The organism is Microbispora sp. NPDC049125, assembly GCF_040802045.1.
Taxonomy (GTDB): domain Bacteria; phylum Actinomycetota; class Actinomycetes; order Streptosporangiales; family Streptosporangiaceae; genus Microbispora.
In genome coordinates this window covers 317,453-332,653 of sequence record NZ_JBEZDW010000003.1, presented here as the reverse complement: position 1 = coordinate 332,653, position 15,201 = coordinate 317,453, and the positions used below count along the sequence as shown (strand labels likewise).

13 protein-coding genes are annotated in these 15,201 nt (G+C 73.0%); all 13 read right to left on the bottom strand.

Going from position 1 to position 15,201, the window contains the following annotated elements:
- Positions 1-72: 72 nt before the first annotated feature.
- Positions 73-2,337, bottom strand: coding sequence for a hypothetical protein (locus AB0B72_RS05755; protein WP_367737155.1), 2,265 nt, complete (start codon positions 2,335-2,337; stop codon positions 73-75).
- Between the two features lie 49 nt (positions 2,338-2,386).
- Positions 2,387-3,253, bottom strand: coding sequence for a DivIVA domain-containing protein (locus tag AB0B72_RS05750; protein ID WP_367737154.1), 867 nt, complete (start codon positions 3,251-3,253; stop codon positions 2,387-2,389).
- Between the two features lie 49 nt (positions 3,254-3,302).
- Positions 3,303-3,590 (bottom strand): YggT family protein, encoded by a 288-nt coding sequence (locus AB0B72_RS05745; RefSeq protein ID WP_367737153.1) that lies wholly within the window; start codon positions 3,588-3,590, stop codon positions 3,303-3,305.
- Positions 3,591-3,672: 82 nt separating this feature from the next.
- On the bottom strand, positions 3,673-4,200 hold the full coding sequence (locus AB0B72_RS05740; protein ID WP_367737152.1) for a cell division protein SepF: 528 nt from the start codon (positions 4,198-4,200) through the stop codon (positions 3,673-3,675).
- A 134-nt stretch (positions 4,201-4,334) separates the two neighbouring features.
- Positions 4,335-5,015 (bottom strand): YggS family pyridoxal phosphate-dependent enzyme, encoded by a 681-nt coding sequence (locus AB0B72_RS05735; protein ID WP_367737182.1) that lies wholly within the window; start codon positions 5,013-5,015, stop codon positions 4,335-4,337.
- Between the two features lie 57 nt (positions 5,016-5,072).
- Positions 5,073-6,563, bottom strand: coding sequence for a cell division protein FtsZ (gene ftsZ, locus AB0B72_RS05730; protein ID WP_367737151.1), 1,491 nt, complete (start codon positions 6,561-6,563; stop codon positions 5,073-5,075).
- A 266-nt stretch (positions 6,564-6,829) separates the two neighbouring features.
- On the bottom strand, positions 6,830-7,501 hold the full coding sequence (locus tag AB0B72_RS05725) for a cell division protein FtsQ/DivIB (protein ID WP_367737150.1): 672 nt from the start codon (positions 7,499-7,501) through the stop codon (positions 6,830-6,832).
- Positions 7,498-8,895, bottom strand: a complete 1,398-nt coding sequence (gene murC, locus AB0B72_RS05720) for a UDP-N-acetylmuramate--L-alanine ligase (protein WP_367737149.1) — start codon at positions 8,893-8,895, stop codon at positions 7,498-7,500. Before murC ends, AB0B72_RS05725 begins: the two co-directional genes overlap by 4 nt.
- Complete coding sequence (murG, locus tag AB0B72_RS05715; protein WP_367737148.1) at positions 8,892-9,971, bottom strand: undecaprenyldiphospho-muramoylpentapeptide beta-N-acetylglucosaminyltransferase; 1,080 nt, start codon at positions 9,969-9,971, stop codon at positions 8,892-8,894. The genes murC and murG overlap by 4 nt, the downstream gene beginning before the upstream one ends.
- Positions 9,972-10,030: 59 nt before the next feature.
- Positions 10,031-11,329, bottom strand: a complete 1,299-nt coding sequence (ftsW, locus tag AB0B72_RS05710; protein WP_367737147.1) for a putative lipid II flippase FtsW — start codon at positions 11,327-11,329, stop codon at positions 10,031-10,033.
- Positions 11,326-12,711, bottom strand: a complete 1,386-nt coding sequence (gene murD / locus AB0B72_RS05705; protein ID WP_367737146.1) for a UDP-N-acetylmuramoyl-L-alanine--D-glutamate ligase — start codon at positions 12,709-12,711, stop codon at positions 11,326-11,328. Before murD ends, ftsW begins: the two co-directional genes overlap by 4 nt.
- On the bottom strand, positions 12,696-13,766 hold the full coding sequence (gene mraY, locus AB0B72_RS05700) for a phospho-N-acetylmuramoyl-pentapeptide-transferase (RefSeq protein WP_367737145.1): 1,071 nt from the start codon (positions 13,764-13,766) through the stop codon (positions 12,696-12,698). The genes murD and mraY overlap by 16 nt, the downstream gene beginning before the upstream one ends.
- On the bottom strand, positions 13,763-15,130 hold the full coding sequence (murF, locus tag AB0B72_RS05695; protein ID WP_367737144.1) for a UDP-N-acetylmuramoyl-tripeptide--D-alanyl-D-alanine ligase: 1,368 nt from the start codon (positions 15,128-15,130) through the stop codon (positions 13,763-13,765). Before murF ends, mraY begins: the two co-directional genes overlap by 4 nt.
- Between the last annotated feature and the right edge of the window lie 71 nt (positions 15,131-15,201).

Below are 15,201 nucleotides of genomic sequence, written 5' to 3'. Positions count from 1 at the left end.
AACCACGGGGCCTGCTAGAACCACGAGGGCCCGCCGGAACCACGAGGGCCCGCCGGCCGCGCGGGCGTCAGGCTAGCCGCCCTGGCAGACCGAGCAGTGGGTGAGCCCGGCCTCCTCGGCCTCGGCCCTGGTCATGACCTCGATGCCGCTCTCGCCCATGCCGCTGATGAGCGGGCATTCGGAGCTGTGGAACCGCCGGGTGCCGACCATCACCTTGACCGACCCGGGCGGAGCTTCCGGGGAAGGCCCGGACGCCTCGGCCGTGCGGTCGCCCCGGTCGGGCTCTGGCTGACCCTTGTCCTCCGGGCTGTGCCCGTCATCCCCTGGGCTGTGCCCGTCATCGCCGCCCTTGAGAGGGCTGCCGTCGGCCGTTTCGTCCGCGCTACCGCCATCGGTCTCTGACGCCGGGGGTTCCACGGAGCCGGCCTCAGAACGATCCTCAGAACCAGCACGGTCCTCAGAACCGGCAGGGGCGCCGGGGCGGGCAGGAGCGGCGGGGCGGGCAGGAGCGGCGGGGCGGGCAGGAGCGGCGGGGCGGGCGGGGGTGAAGAAGGTCGTGGTGCTGGCGGAGTCGCCGGACTCCACCGCGCCGCCCTCGACGCCGCCCGCATCGTCGCCCGCATCGTCGTGCTCGTCGTGGACCTGATCACCGTGCGCGTCGTGTGTCCGGTCGCCGTGTGTCCGGTCGCCGTGTGTCCGGTCATCGTCCGTGTCATCAGCCCGGTCGTCTTGCTCGTCGTGCTCGTTGGGCTCATCGAGGGCCCGGTCGTCCGAGCGGCCGGCTGCTTCCGATGCCGGCGAGCCGCCCGAAGGCCGTACAGGGGAGGATCCGGAGGCGGAGCCCGCGAAGACCGGGGACCCGGCGCGCCCGGCTCCCTTGTCCTCGGCCGGCTCCACCGGCTCCGTACCCGCCGCCCGCTCACGCATGGGCGAGCCCTCGCCACCGTCGCCGTCGCCGGAGGCGGCGGGCCGCTCGCCCATGCCGGGCTCGACCGGCCCGTCCCCGGCCGTCTGAGCGTCGTGTGGCGCTGCGGCCCCTGACGTGGCGGCGTCCCACTTGAGGGGCCTGAACCTGCCCGGCCGGAACCAGTCGTGCTCCGCCGTGTCGGTGTCCGACTCAGACCTCGGCTCAGACATCGGCTCGGGCCCCGGCCCGGCCCCCGGCTCGGATCGCGGCTCGGATCGCAGCTCGGACGCCGGCTCCGGCGCCGCCCCTGACTCGGCCGGACCGCCCGGTCGGGACGTCTCGACGTCGTCGTCATTCCTCGTCTGCTCCGGAGCGGCGGACCTAAACGCGTCCCTCCTGAACCAGTCGAGTGAGGACGGCTCGCTCGCGGGTTCGGCGGGCGTGGAGGCCTCCACGTCGCCCGGCGCGTCCCCGGCGTCATCGCCCGCCGCTGAGGCGTCCGCGTCGCCGGACACCCGATCGGCGCTCTGGTCGGCCCTGTCTTCGGGCTCTTCGGGCGCGTCCCCCTCGGAACGGCCCGGCGGCGTCGCGGGAGCGGGCACGGCCGCCGACGGCGCGACCGCGGGGAACCCGGCCATGGGCGACGGGAAAGGCGAAGGGGGGCTGAAAGCCCGGGAGCCGCTGGACTCGAAGCCGCCCACCGCCGGACGGGCCGGCTCCTGCTCGGTACGCCCGCGCGCCTCGGGAGCCTCGGAATCTGTGGTCTTCTCCAGGGCCGGCGCGGTGGAGGTGGGACCGACTTCGGCACGGAAGCTTCCACTGCGCTCCGCGGCCTCCTCCTGCTCCGCCAGACGGGCGGTCAGCTCGGGAAGGCAGGTGGTGCAGGGTGTGAAGCCCTCTTCGCGGGCCTCCTCATGCGTGAGCTCCTCGACCTCGCGCTGCGCGAGCTGACGACAGGTCGCCAGATGGAAGCGCTTGCGGCCGGGAATCACCAGCACGATCGCGTCGGGCGCCAGGCCGCGAGCCGCCTGCGCCGGCGACCGCGGGATGGGGCCGCCCGGCTGGAGACGATGCGATGTGTACGGCTGTGGCGGCAGCGTCCCGGGATGGGTCACCGGTGGTGCCGCCAGCATGGGGGTCGCCACCGGATGGGTGGCCATCCCGCCGAACGCCCCGCCATAGGTCCCGCCGGCCGCCCCGGCGAGCTGGGGCACGGGCGAGCCCGGGGGGGTGGGAGCCGGCCCGTCGGCGGCACGCCCGCCTGCGGGGAACAGCTCATGGCGCCTCAGCAGTGCACCGATCAGCAGGCAGACCGCGGACAGGACGCTGACCACGATCGACCACATCACGAGGGGTGGCGTCGCCAGCACCACGCCCGCGATGAGCAGGACGATGGCGGCGAGGACCAGGGCGGCACTGATGAGGATCACTGGGGGATCTCCGGGCTATCGGGCCCCGGGGCGGGACCCGGGCACAGCTTTACCGGCGGTCGTTGTGGGGACCGTCGGAACCGGGGAAGGCGCCGGAGTGCTGCGGGGGCTCCTGGGCGAAGGGGTTCGGGTTGGCCGACATCGGCTGGGGACCGGGGGCGACAGCGTGCGCCATGGCCGGCGCGCCGCCTCCCACGATCGGGAAGCCGCCGCTACCCTCGGCTGAAACGTTCAGCTCGGCGAGCTGGTTCTCCAGGTACAGCTTCAGACGGCTACGGTACTCCCGTTCGAAGCTGCGCAGCTCCTCGACCTTGCGCTCGAGCTCGTCGCGGGTCTGCACCAGCGACCCCATGGCCTGACGGTGCCGCTCCTGCGCGTCGCGCTCCAGCGTCTCCGCGCGGGCGCGGGCGTCGCCGATGATCTGCTCGGCCTGCCTGCGGGCCTTGCCGAGGATGTCGTCGGCCTCACGGCGGGCGCGGGTGACGGTCTCGTCGGCCTCACGGCGGGCGTCGGCGATCGCCTGGTCGGCGGTCTGCTGCGCCAGGGCGAGCACGCGGGCCGCGGTGTCCATGTTGTCCTCGGCGGGCGGCAGGCCCATGCCGACGGGGACGGGCTCGGGACGCGCGGGCTCCGGGGGCTTGATCGGCTCAGGCTGGGGAGCCATCATCTCGGGCTTCGGCTCGGCCACCGGGGCGGGGGCCATCTGCATGGAGTTGCCCATGCCCATGCCTCCGGGGACCTTGCCCCTCAGGCACTCGGCCAGCTTGGCACGCAGCTCCTCGTTCTCCTGGATGAGCCGGTCGAGCTCGGCCTCGACCTCGTCGAGGAACGCGTCCACCTCCTCCTCGTCGTACCCCGGTCGGAGCCGGGTGGTACTGAACTGCTTGTTCCGCACATCGGCGGGCGTCAACGGCATTTGGGTCTCCTTGGCGCGCTTGGAGTCTGTCCGCTCGGACGGGGCCCGATCAACGAAGCGCGTTCACGACTTGGATCAAGAGCAAAACCACAAGGAACAGCACTGTGAAGCTCAGGTCAAAGGCCACCGTACCCAACCTGAGGGGCGGAATGAAACGGCGGAGGAATTTGAGAGGGGGATCGGTCACCGTGTAGATGACCTCCGCCAGCACCAGGACGATGCCCGTAGGCCGCCAGGAGCGGGCGAACGCCTGCACCGTATCTATGATCATTCTGCCGATCAGCAGAACCAGGTAGAGGGTGAGGGCGATGAACAAGATCTCACCGATGATGCGCACGGTCGCGCCCCGCCTCCATCTCGTTCCGCCGCCTCGGGTGCGTGGGGGCACCGCCGAGCGGGTCACTGTTCATGATGGAACTCTAGCTCTGGTTGAAGAAGCCGCGTTCCGCGATTCTGGCCTTGTCCTCGGCGGTCACCTCAACGTTGGCGGGGGACAACAGGAACACCTTGTTGGTAACACGTTCGATGCTGCCGTGTAGGCCAAAGACGAGACCTGCCGCAAAATCGACAAGGCGCTTGGCGTCGCTGTCGACCATCTCTGTCAGATTCATGATGACGGGTGTGCCCTCGCGGAAGTGCTCGCCGATCGTCCGCGCCTCGTTGTACGTCCGGGGGTGGAGGGTCGTGATCCGCGCCAGATCGGTCGTACGGCGCTCGAGGACGGCCGTCGGAGGCCTGGGGGCCGGGACGGCGCTCTCGCCGTCCTCCTCGCGGTCGTGGGGCGCCGCGTTCGCGGCGACCGGCCCCGCGAAGGGCCGCCGGGGGGTCTCGTAGTCGTCGTCGCCGTACTCGTCGTCGGCGCCGTACTCCGCGGCGTACCTGTCTTCGTAGCGGTCGTCCTCCACGAGACCGAGGTAGACCGCCATCTTGCGCATCGCGCCGGCCATCGCTCGTCGTCCTCCGCGTTTCTGGTGCCTTCAAGGTCCCATTGGAAGGCCAGGGCGGTAGCCTTACCCCCCTTTGAGCTCACCGCTGATCGACCTCTGCCTGAGTGCGGACACCATGGTCCGCTTGGGGGACATTACCTGACGAAGGGCGTCCGGCGGCCGAGCAACGCCGTACCGACACGCAGGTGTGTCGCGCCGTTCGTGATCGCCTCGCGCAGATCACCGCTCATACCGGCGGATATCACATCCGCCTCGGGATGGTCTCTCCGCACGGCCCCGGCGACCGTCCTCAACCGGGCGAACGCCTCGCCCGGGTCCTCCCCCAGCGGGGCGACCGCCATGACGCCACGCAGCCGCAGGCCCTCCGCCTTGGCGATGAGCTCGGCGAGCCGCGGGACGTCCCCGGGCGGGACCCCGCCCCGCCCGCCGGGCCCCGCCACGGGCGCGGCCTCCAGCCCCACCTGGACCAGGCAGCCGACCTCGCGTCCCGCCCGCACGGCCTCGCGGCTGAGCGTCTCCACCAGCCGGGAGCGGTCCACGGAGTGGACCATGTGAGCGTAGGAGACGACCGACCGGACCTTGTTCGTCTGTAACTGACCGATGAAGTGCCAGGTGAGGCCGAGATCGGCGCCCTCGGCGGCCTTGGCCGCCGCCTCCTGGTCACGGTTCTCCCCGATGTCGGTCACCCCGAGCGAGGCGAGCAGCCGCACGTCGGAGGCGGGGTAGGTCTTGGTCACCGCGATGAGGGTGACCTCCGATCGCGGCCGCCCGGCGGCGCGGCACGCGTCCACGATGCGCCGCTCGACCTCCGCCAGGCCCGCCGTGAGCTCGTCGCGCCGGTCACCCACGGGTGACCGGCGGCCCGGACGGCGTCACTTGAGGAAGTCCGGCACGTCGAGCTCCTCCTCCTGCTCCTCGAACACCACCGGGCGCCGGGGAGCGGGCTGACCGACCCGGGAGGCGATCGGGGTCGGCGGCTCGGGAGCGGGACGCGGGATCGACAGCGGGCCGGTGGTGGCGGAACCCTGCCCCTGCCCCTGCGTGTGTCCCTGACCCTGCGCCGCGAAGTGCCCCTGCCCCTGCGCCGGCGGCGGCTGCTCGGCCCGGGCGGTCTCGGGCTCCCTGGTGAAAGGCGTGCCCGAGTCGGGCGCCGCGGCCTGCGGCGCCGGAGCGCCCTGCCCCGTCTGCTGGCCCACCGGCTCGTTCACCGGCTGGTTCACCGGAGGGGCGGGGTGCGCCGGAGGAGTCACGGGAGCGGGCTGCGCCGGAGCGGCCCCGCCGACCGGCCGCGCCTGCGGCTGCTCGGCGCGCGGCTCCGGCCTCGCCGGAGCCTGAGCGGGCCGGGACGGCGGCGCCTGGGCGGCCGGGCGGTTCTGCTGGGGCCGCGACAGCGGCGCGGCGACCGGCTTCACCGGCGCGGGCTCGTCGAACCCGGCCGCGATGACCGTCACCCGCACCTCGTCGCCGAGCGCGTCGTCGATGACCGTACCGAAGATGATGTTGGCGTCGGACGCCGCCGCGCTGGAGACGAGCTGGGCCGCCTCGTTGATCTCGAACAGGCCGAGGTCGGAGCCGCCGGCGATCGACAGCAGCACGCCGTGGGCGCCGTCGATGCTGGCCTCCAGCAGCGGGCTGGACACGGCCATCTCGGCCGCCGCGACCGAGCGGTCGTCGCCCCGGGCGTGGCCGATGCCCATGAGCGCCGAGCCGGCGCCGGACATGACGGACTTCACATCGGCGAAGTCCAGGTTGATGAGGCCGGGCGTGGTGATCAGATCGGTTATGCCCTGCACACCGGAGAGCAGCACCTGGTCGGCCGCCTTGAAGGCGTCGAGCACGCTCACCTGCCGGTCGGAGATCGACAGGAGCCGGTCGTTCGGAATGACGATCAGCGTGTCGACCTCCTCGCGGAGGGTCTCGATCCCGGCCTCGGCCTGCATGGCCCGGCGCTTGCCCTCGAAGCTGAACGGGCGGGTGACGACTCCTATCGTGAGCGCCCCCAGCGAGCGCGCGATGCTCGCCACGACCGGCGCGCCGCCGGTGCCGGTGCCGCCGCCCTCGCCGGCGGTGACGAACACCATGTCGGCGCCCTTGAGGACCTCTTCGATCTCCTCACGGTGATCCTCGGCGGCCTTGCGGCCCACGTCGGGGTTGGCACCCGCGCCGAGACCCCGGGTCAGCTCGCGCCCGACGTCGAGCTTCACATCGGCGTCACTCATCAGCAGCGCCTGGGCGTCAGTGTTGATGGCGATGAACTCGACGCCCTTGAGTCCCTCCTCGATCATCCGGTTGACGGCGTTCACTCCGCCGCCGCCGATGCCGACGACCTTGATGACCGCGAGGTAGTTCTGCGGTGCTGCCACGACGAGGGGCCTTTCCGCTCGTTTACGTTTTCATGCGGGCGGGGCCCGCGTTTGCCTGCGTAACTCTCACCCTCAAGTTGAGATTTAGAGTTATGTCAACCTGAGGATTGATACGGACAGTAGGGTTGGGCCTCCCCCAGGGTCAACTAACCGCGCCGCGAGGCCGCCCGGCGTGTCGCGCCCTGTCCTTTTCGCACGAAGCCCCGGGCTTCCCTTTACATGACGCCCGGCGGGCCCGTCCGGTGCCGCCGTACGGGTGACATTTTTCACTTGACGGTCACCACCTTCGGCGAGCTGACGTCGTAGGAGCTCCCCGGTTCGACCAGCACGGCGCGCAGCACCCGCGCCTTCTCCGCGCCCCGCGCGTCGTCGCCCCAGATGACGGTCCGGCCGTCGGCCAGCCGCAGGGTGATCGAGGCCGGCGACGGCGCCCGCACCTCCTGCACCCGGTCCAGGATGTCCTGGGGCAGCGCGCGCAGGACGGCGAGCCCGGCGCGGGTGGCCTGGTCCTGGGCGGCGGCGCGCTGGACCCGGAGCACCGGCAGCCGGGGCGGCGCCACGGCGACCTGCCGGAGGACCACGCCGAAGCGGTCGACGACCGCGGTCACCGCTCCCATCGGCACGGCGGCGACGGGGACGCGTTCGACGACGCTCACCCGGAGAGTGCCGGGCCAGCCCCGCTCCACACGCGCCGACTCCACCGCCCGCATCCCCCGCACCCGGCTCTCGACCTCGCCGAGGTCGACCGTGGCGAGCGGGGTCCCGTTCCGCACCCCGGCCGCCGCGCGGATCTGCTCGGCGGGCACACCGGTGTTGCCGGTCACCTCCACCTCGCGCACTCCGAGGACGGGCGAGAAGAACACCACCCCGGTGGCCACGCCGACCACCCCGCCGGTGAGCAGGACGGTCAGGGCGGTGCGCCGTACGGCGGGGATCACCGGGCGGACAGCTCCGCGACGATGCGGGGGCCGAGCTCGGTCACGTCCCCCGCTCCCATCGTCAAGACGATGTCCCCGGCGCGTGCCCGGCCGGCCACCAGGGCGGGCACGGCCCCCCGGTCGGGGGCGTACGCGACCTGATCGGGCGGCAGCGGCACCTTGCCGGCGACGAGGGCGCCGGAGACTCCCGGCTCGGGGTCCTCGCGGGCGCCGTACACGTCGAGCACGATGACCTCGTCGGCCAGCCCGAGCGCCGCGCCGAACTCGTCGGCGAAGAACCGGGTGCGCGAGTAGAGGTGGGGCTGGAAGACGGCGATCACCCTGCCGTCGCCGTTGACGACGTCGCGGGCGGCGCGCAGGTCGGCCGTCAGCTCGGTGGGGTGGTGGGCGTAGCTGTCGAAGACCGACACGCCCCGCGCCTCGCCCTTGGACTCGAAGCGCCGCTTGGCGCCGGTGAACGCCGCCAGGCCCGCCCTGACGTCGTCGAACCGGAGGCCGAGGTGGAGCGCGACGGCGATGACCGCGGTGGCGTTGATCGCGTTGTGCCGGCCGGGGACGGACAGGCGGACGTCGCCGTGACCGGCCACGGTGAACTCCACGCCGAGCCCACGGGGGACGATGCCGCTGATGCGGAAGTCCGCCTCGGGGGCCTCGCCGTACGTGACGACGGTGAGGCCGCGCTCCCGCGCGAGCGGGACGAGCACCGCGGCGCCCGGGTCGTCGGCGCAGACGACCAGCAGCGACCCGATCCGCTCCACGAAGCGGGCGAAGCCGTCGTACACGGCCTGCGGGTCGCCGTAGTTGTCGAGGTGGTCGGCCTCCACGTTGGTGACCACGGCGATGCTGGGCGCCAGCATCAGGAACGAGCCGTCGCTCTCGTCGGCCTCGGCGACGAAGACCTTCCCCGCGCCGTCGTCGGCGCCCAGCCCGGTGGTGACGAGCTGGCCGCCCACGCAGTAGGACGGGTCCTCGCCGCACTTCTGCAGCGCGACCGTCAGCATCGAGGTGGTCGTGGTCTTGCCGTGGGTGCCGGCGATCGCGATTCCGGTGCGGCCGGCCATCACCGAGGCGAGCGCGGCCGCCCGGGGGATGACGCGGAGGTTCTGCCGCAGCGCCTCTCCCAGCTCGGGGTTGGAGTCGCGGATGGCGGTGGACACGACGACCGTGTCGACGTCCCTGATGTGGGAGGCGGCGTGGCCGACCTGGATGGCCGCGCCGAGGTCGCGCAGCTCCGCGAGGATGTCGGAGGGCCGCGCGTCGCTGCCCGAGACCGGCACCCCCCTCTTCAGCAGGATCCTGGCGATGCCGGACATGCCGGCTCCCCCGATGCCGATGAAGTGCACCCGCCCCAGGTCGGCCGACGGGATGGGGTCCACGAGCTTGACGAGACTCATCGGGAAGCGATCTCCAGCACCTTGCGGGCGAGCGTCACGTCGGCGTCCTTGCGGCCCATCTGTGAGGCGGCCTCGGACATGGCGACCACGTGTTCCGGGTCGCTCAGGATGGGCAGCAGCGTCTCGACGATCCAGGCCGCCGACAGGTCCGCGTCGTCGATCATCAGCCCGCCGCCGGCGCGCACGATGGGCTCGGCGTTGAGCCGCTGCTCGCCGTTGCCGTGCGGCAGCGGCACGTACGCCGCGGGCAGCCCCACGGCGGTGAGCTCGGCGCACGTCATCGCGCCGCTGCGGCACAGCACGAGGTCGGCGGCGGCGTAGGCGAGGTCCATGCGGTCGACGTACGGCAGGATCACGTACTGGGGGTCGCCCGGCGGCGGCTCGGCCTCGACCGTGTTCTTGGGGCCGATGACGTGCAGCACCTGGACGCCGGCCGCCCGCAGCCAGGGCGCGGCCTCCAGCGCCGCCTGGTTGACCGAGCGGGCCCCCTGGGAGCCGCCGAACACCAGCAGCGTCACCCGGTCGGACTCCAGCCCGAAGTACGACCTGGCCTTGTCGCCGAGCGACAGGCGGTCCATCTGGGCGATGTCCCTGCGCAGCGGGATGCCGACGTACTGGCCGCCGGGCAGCGAGGTGTCGGGGTGGCCGGTGAAGACGTGGTCGGTCATCCGGGCGCCGAGCCGGTTGGCGAGGCCGGGCCGGGGGTTGGCCTCGTGGACGACGATGGGGACGCCCCGCCGCCGGGCGGCGAGGTAGGCGGGCGTGGCGACGTAGCCGCCGAACCCGACGAGGACGTCGGCCTGGACCTGGTCGAGGATGCCGGCCGCCGCGCTGATCGCCCCGGCGAGCCGGCCCGGCACGGTGAGGAGCTGGGGCGTGATCGCGCGGGGCAGCGGCACGGCGGGCACCAGGGCCAGCTCGTAGCCGCGGGCGGGCACCAGCCGGGTCTCCAGGCCTCGCTCCGTGCCGAGGCAGGTGATGCCGATCGCCGGGTCCTGCTGGCGAAGCGCGTCGGCCAGCGCGAGCGCCGGCTCGATATGGCCGGCCGTCCCGCCGCCGGCGAGGACCACCCTCATGTCACTCCCTGTTCCCGCGTCAGTCGTGTCGTTCCGCGTTGCGGCTCGCCGCTCCCCCGTCAGAGCCCGGTGCGGCCACCCAGGCCCAGCCAGCTTAGAGCCCGCGCGGCCGGTCCGGGGCCACGGGCTTGCAGGGCCTCGGCCGCGCCGGGCTCCCGTTTGGCGAACGACAGCAACATGCCGAGCGCGCCGAGGGTCGGCAACAGCGCGGATCCGCCGTACGACACCAGCGGCAGCGGGATGCCCGTGATCGGGAAGAGGCCGATGACGGCGCCGATGTTGACGATGGCCTGGCCCACGATCCACGCGACGGCCGCCGCGGCGGCCAGCCGGGTGAACGGGTCGCGGGTCCGGGAGGCGATGCGCAGCCCGGCGTAGCCCAGGAGCCCGAACAGCGCGATCACCACGAGTGTCCCCATCAGGCCGAGCTCCTCCCCGAGGATGGAGAAGATGAAGTCGCTCTCGGCGTGGGGCACCCAGTCCCACTTCTGGCGGCTGCTGCCCAGGCCGAGGCCGAACCAGCTGCCCGAGCCGATGGCCATGAGTCCCTGGACGGCCTGGAACCCCGTGTCCTGGGCGTCCCCCCAGGGGTTCAGGAAACTCGTCACGCGGCTCAGGCGATACGGCTCGACGAGGATCATCACGCCGGTCGCCATCGCGAGGATGGCGAGGATCCCGCCGAACAGCCGTACGGGGGCGCCGACCACCCACAGCAGCGCTAGGAAGATCAGCATGAGCACGATGGTGGTGCCGAGGTCGCGGCCGAGCATCACCAGCACGGCGATGATCGCGGTGCCGGGCATCAGCGGGATCAGCAGGTGCCGCCACTCGATCCGGCCGGCGCGTGCCTTCCTGGCGAGCAGGTCGGCGCCCCACAGGACGAGGCCGAGCTTGGCCGGCTCCGAGGGCTGGACCGAGATGGGCCCGATCGCGATCCACCGCTGGGCGCCGAGCAGCTCCTGGCCGATGAAGATCACCATCAGCAGGCCGATGATCGACACGGCCATGAGGGGATAGCCGGCCAGCCGGAAGAACCGCTGTGGCACGCGCGAGCACAGCCACATCAGGGGGATGCCGAACGCCACCGACGTCGACTGCTTCACGAACCAGTAGAACGGGTTGCCGGTCTTCTGCATCGCCTCGATGCTGGAGGCCGACAGCACCATCATCAGGCCCAGCGCGAGCAGCAGCGCGCTGCACCCGAGCACCAGGTAGTACGACGTAAGCGGGCGGTTGAGCAGCTCCCTCAGCGCGGTGACCTGGGTCCGGGCCCAGCCGGGCGCCGCCCGCCCTCCCGCGACCGCGTCGCGGTCGCCGGCGGCCTGGGGCACGGTCGCCGCGGCCCTGCCGGCGGTCACCGGGCCGCCAGGCGGCGCACGGCGCGGGCGAAGGCCTCCCCACGCGCTCCATAACCGGCGAACATGTCCAGGGACGCCCCCGCGGGGGCGAGCAGCACGGTGTCCCCCGGGGAGGCGAGGCGGGCGGCTTCGGCGACGACGTGGTCCATCACCCCAGTGTCTTGCCCCGGCACCTCCACCACGGGGACATTCGCGGCGTGTCGCGCCAATGCGCGCCTGATGGGCTCCCGGTCCGCGCCCAGCAGCACGGCGCCGCGCAGGCGGGGGGCGGCCCGCCGTACGAGGTCGTCGACGTCCGCGCCCTTCAGCTGGCCGCCCGCGATCCACACCACGGACGGATAGGCCGCGAGGGAGGCGGCGGCCGCGTGCGGGTTGGTGGCCTTGGAGTCGTCCACGTAGTCGACCTCGCCGACCCGGGCCACGTGCGCGATCCGGTGCGGGTCGGGGACGAACCCGGCCAGGCCCCGCCGTACGGCCGGCGGGGGCACGCCGTACGCCCGGGCGAGCGCGGCGGCCGCGAGCGCGTTGGCGACGTTGTGCGGGGCGAACGGCCGCACGTCGGCCAGTTCGGCGAGCTCCTCCGCCTCGCGGACCGGGTCCGCCACGAACGCCCGGTCGACCAGAAGCCCCTCGACGACGCCGAGCTGCCCCGGCCGGGGCACGCCGAGCGTGAAGCCGACCACGCGGCGCCCCTCCTCGTACGGCGCGGCCAGGCGGGAGGAACTCTCGTCGTCGGCGTTGCAGATCACCGTCCCGGCGTGGGAGAAGATCCGGGCCTTGGCCGCGGCGTACTCCTCCAGCGAGCCGTGCCAGTCGATGTGGTCGGGCGCGACGTTGAGCACGGCCGCCGCGAGGGGCGCGGGGCTCGACGACCAGTGGAGCTGGAAGCTGGACAGTTCCACGGCGAGCACGTCGTACGGCTCGCGGGCCGCCTCGACGATCGGGACGCCGACGTTGCCGACGGCGAGGGTGCTGTGCCCGGCGGCCGACAGGATGGACGCCAGCATGCGGACGGCGGTGGTCTTGCCGTTCGTGCCGGTGAGGGCCAGCCACGGGGCGGCCTTCTCGCCGCGCAGCCGCCAGGCCAGCTCGACCTCCCCGATCACCTCGACGCCGGCCTGCGCCGCCGCGGCCAGCAGGGGATGGCCGGGCCGCCAGCCGGGTGAGGTGACGACGAGCGAGACGCCCTCCGGCAGGGCGGGCTCGCCGAACCGCACCTCCACGCCGAGCCCCGCGAGGGCGGCGGCCGCCGCCCGCTGACGCTTGCCGTCCACCGACTCCAGCACCACCACGTGCTCGCCGCCCTCGGCGAGCGCCCGGGCGGCGGCGGTGCCGGAGATCCCCAGGCCGGCGACGACGACGCTCACTACTTCGGCATCCATTCCAGGTAGAACAGGCCGAGCCCGGCGGCCACGCAGAGCGCGGCGATCAGCCAGAACCGGACGACGATCGTGGTCTCCGCCCACCCCGACAGCTCGAAGTGGTGCTGGAGGGGGGCCATGCGGAAGACGCGTTTTCGCGTCATCTTGAAGAAGCCCACCTGGATGATCACCGACATCGTGATGATCGCGAACAGGCCGCCCAGTATGACCAGCAGGAGCTGGGTGCGGGTGGTGAACGCCAGGCCCGCGATCACGCCGCCGAGCGCCAGCGACCCGGTGTCCCCCATGAAGATCTTGGCGGGCGGCGCGTTCCACCACAGGAAGCCGAAACAGGCGCCGAGCACCGCCGCGGCGACCACCGACAGGTCCAGCGGATCTCGCACCCAGTAGCAGCCGGGCCCCAGCAGGACCGTGCAGCTGTTGCGCAGCTGCCAGTTGCCGATCAGCACGTACGCGGCGAGGACCAGGCAGGTGGCGCCGGAGGCCAGTCCGTCGAGGCCGTCGGTCAGGTTCACCGCGTTGGAGAAGCCGACGATGAAGAACAGCACCCAGATGATGAAGCCGATGAGGCCGATGGACGGCCCGATGTCGCGCAGGAACGACACCTGCGTCACCGCCGGCGTGACCTGGTACCCGTTGGGGAACTGCAGGACGAGCACGGCGAAGATGGCTCCGACGACGAGCTGCCCGGCGGCCTTGGCGCCGCTGCGCAGACCGAGGCTGCGCTGCTTGTAGATCTTGATGAAGTCGTCGAGGAAGCCGACCGCGCCGAGGCCGGTCATCAGGAACAGCACCAGCAGTCCCGAGGCCGTCGGCGGGTCGGCGGTGGACGACAGCACGGTCGTGAGGTGGGCGACGAAGTAGCCGATCAGCGACGCGATCACGATGACCGTGCCGCCCATCGTCGGGGTGCCCTTCTTGTCGTAGTGCCCCGACGGGCCCTCCTCACGGATGTTCTGGCCGTAGCCGCGCCTGGCGAACAGCCGGATGGCGAGTGGCGTGCCGACCATGGACAGCAGCAGCGAAACCGCCGCCGCGATGAGGATGTTCCTCACCGGGCGTCACCTCCGAGGATCGCCTCGGCGACCCGCTCGAGCCCGGCCGCGCGCGGCCCCTTCACCAGCACCGCGTCGCCCGGCGCCAGCCTGGCGGACAGCTCCTCGGCGGCGGCCGCCGCGTCGGGGACGTGGATCGCGCCGGGGGCGCCGGCCAGGACGGGCTCGGCGCCGTCGCCGACCACGATCAGCCCCTCGAGCCCGGCGCCGGCGGCGAGCCGCCCGACGCCCTCGTTGAGCGTGTCGGCGTCCTCGCCGAGCTCGCGCAGCGCCGCGATCACCGCGAACCGCCGCCGCCCCTCGCCCAGCGCGCCCAGGCTGCGGAACGCCGCCCGCATCGAGTCGGGGTTGGCGTTGTACGCGTCGTTGATCACGGTCACGCCGTCGGGCCGGTCGGTGACCTCCATCCGCCATCGGCTGCGCGGCTCGGCCCGGGACAACTCGTCGGCGATCGTGGCCACCGGCAGGCCGAGCTCGTAGGCCGCCGCCGCGGCGGCCAGGGCGTTCTCGACCGCGTGGGCGCCGTGGAGGCGCAGCCGCACGGCCGCGGACCCGGACGGCGTCCGCAGCGTGAACGACGCCCGGCTGCGGGCGTCGACGGACTCGTCCTCGGCCCGGATGACCGCCTGCGGCGAGCGTCCGAACCACGTCACCCTGGCCGCCGTACGGCCGGCCATGGCCGCGACGAGGGGGTCGTCGGCGTTGAGGACGGCCACGCCGTCGGAGGGGAGGGCCTCGACCAGCTCACCCTTGGCCCGCGCGATCGCCTCCTTGCCGCCGAACACCCCGAGGTGCGCGGTGCCCACGTTGAGCACCACCCCGATGCGGGGCGGCGCGATCCGCGCGAGGTAGGCGATGTGGCCGACGTTCCTGGCGCTGAGCTCCAGCACCAGGAAGCGGGTGCCCTCGTCGGCCTTGAGGACCGTCAGCGGGTGGCCGATCTCGTTGTTGTGGGAGCCGGCCGGCGCGACCGTGGGGCCGATCCGCGCGGCGAGGCCGGCCAGCAGGTCCTTGGTGGTCGTCTTGCCCGCGGAGCCGGTCACGCCGACCACGGTGGCGGACGGAAGGGCGGACACCACGGCGTTGGCGAGGCCGGCCAGCGCGGCGAGCACGTCGCCCACGATCACGGCGGGGGCCTCGACGGGCCGCGACGCGAGGACGGCGGCGGCGCCGGCCTCGACGGCCTGCCGGGCGAAGTCGTGCCCGTCGGCGCGCTCACCCTTGATCGCCACGAACAGCGCGCCCGGCCCGGCGGCCCGGGAGTCGATCACGACCGGGCCGCGGATCACGGCCCGGGGATCGGCCATGCCGGTCAGGGCCCCCGACGTGATCTCGGCGACCCGCGCCAGCGGCATCGGGATCATGTGTCGTTCCTGCTCTCTTTCGCGCCTGTCGGTCGGCTGCCGCTCACGCGGCCCCGTGTTCGGCTGGGTGT